The following is a 1,565-nucleotide window of genomic DNA, read 5'->3' as shown; positions in this document are numbered from 1 at the left end:
CCAGACCTCGCCGCGCGCGCAGGCGGGGCAGGTGCCGCAGGAGGGCGCCCAGTTGAGGACCACGCCGTCACCGGGCGCGACATGGGTGACGCCCTCGCCGACGGCGACGACCGTGCCGGCGCCCTCGTGGCCGAGGACGGCCGGGACGGGCAGGCGCATGGTGCCGTCGGACAGGGACAGGTCGGAGTGGCAGACCCCGGCGGCGGCGAGCCGGACGCGGACCCGGCCGGGGCCGGGTTCGGGCAGGTCGATCCCGGTGATCTCCAGCGGAGCACCGACGGCGGGCAGAACGGCGGCACGTACGGCCATGGCGGATACGACTCCCCTAGAACTGGAGGGACTTGGTCTGGAGGTACTCGGTCAGGCCGTGGGCGCCGAGTTCGCGGCCCACACCGGACTGCTTGTGACCGCCGAAGGGGGCCAGCGGGTTGAAGCGGCCGCCGTTGATGTCGACCTGGCCGGTCTCCATGCGGCGGGCGAAGGCCACCGCCTCCGCCTCGTCACCGGCCCAGACCGCACCGGCCAGGCCGTAGACGGTGCCGTTGGCGATGCGCAGGGCGTCCTCCTCGTCCGCGTAGCGCAGGATCGACAGGACGGGGCCGAAGATCTCCTCCTGGGCGATGGTCATCTCCGGGGTGACGTCGGCGAAGACCGTGGGGCTGACGTGGTAGCCCTTCTCGTGCGGGGAGTCGGGGCCGCCCGCGACCAGCCGGGCGCCCTCGGCGACGCCCTTCTCGATGTAACCGCGTACGCGTTCCCGCTGCGCGGCGTTGACGAGCGGGCCGATGCGGTCGCCGTACTTCGCGGCGGCGGCCGCGGCGAGTTCCACGGCCTCGTCGTAACGGTCCCGGTGGACCAGCATGCGGGTCCAGGCGCTGCAGGTCTGGCCGGAGTTGGACATGACGTTGGCGACGCCGACGTTGACCGCGCGGGCCAGGTCGGCGCCGGGCAGGATGACGTTGGCGGACTTGCCGCCGAGTTCGAGGGCGACCTTCTTCACCATGCCGGTCGCGATCGCGCCGATGCGGCGGCCGACGGCGGTGGAGCCGGTGAAGGAGACCAGGTCGACGCCGGGGTGCTCGACGAGGGCCTGCCCGGCCACCGGGCCGAGGCCGGTGACGAGGTTGAACACGCCCGCCGGGACCCCGGACTCGTGCACGGCCTCCGCGAACAGCCGGGCGACCAGCGGGGTGTCCTCGGCGGGCTTGACGACGACGGTGCAGCCGGCCGCGAGGGCGGGGGCGGTCTTGGCGACGATCTGGTGGAGCGGGTAGTTCCAGGGGGTGATCGCGCCGACCACGCCGACGGGCTCGTGGAGGACCGTCGAGTTGCCCACCTTCTCCTCGAAGGCGTACGTCGCCGCCAGCTCGGCGTACGAGCCGGTCACGGCGATCGGCACGCCCGCGTGGACCGTCTGCGAGAGCTTGAGGGGCGAGCCGAGTTCGGCGGTCACCGTCCCGGCGATCTCGTCCTGCCGGGCCACGAGCACGTCCCGCAGCGCGGTCAGGCGGGCGGCGCGCTCGGCGGGCGGGGTGGCGGCCCAGGCGGGGAGGGCGGCGCGGGCG

General features: G+C 74.2%; 2 protein-coding genes. Both read right to left on the bottom strand.

Features of this window, described 5'->3' with window-relative positions; translation table 11 throughout:
- On the bottom strand, window positions 1-309 hold a 309-nt coding region (locus B7767_RS37410), incomplete at its 3' end, for an alcohol dehydrogenase catalytic domain-containing protein (protein ID WP_179167460.1).
- A 16-nt stretch (window positions 310-325) separates the two neighbouring features.
- Window positions 326-1,565 (bottom strand): aldehyde dehydrogenase family protein (locus B7767_RS37405; RefSeq protein WP_085575881.1); only part of this gene is annotated, 1,240 nt, incomplete at its 5' end.

This window comes from Streptomyces sp. 13-12-16 (assembly GCF_002114215.1).
Lineage (GTDB): Bacteria > Actinomycetota > Actinomycetes > Streptomycetales > Streptomycetaceae > Streptomyces.
The sequence above is the reverse complement of the archived record's forward strand: the minus strand, read 5'-3'. Positions and strand labels throughout refer to the sequence as shown.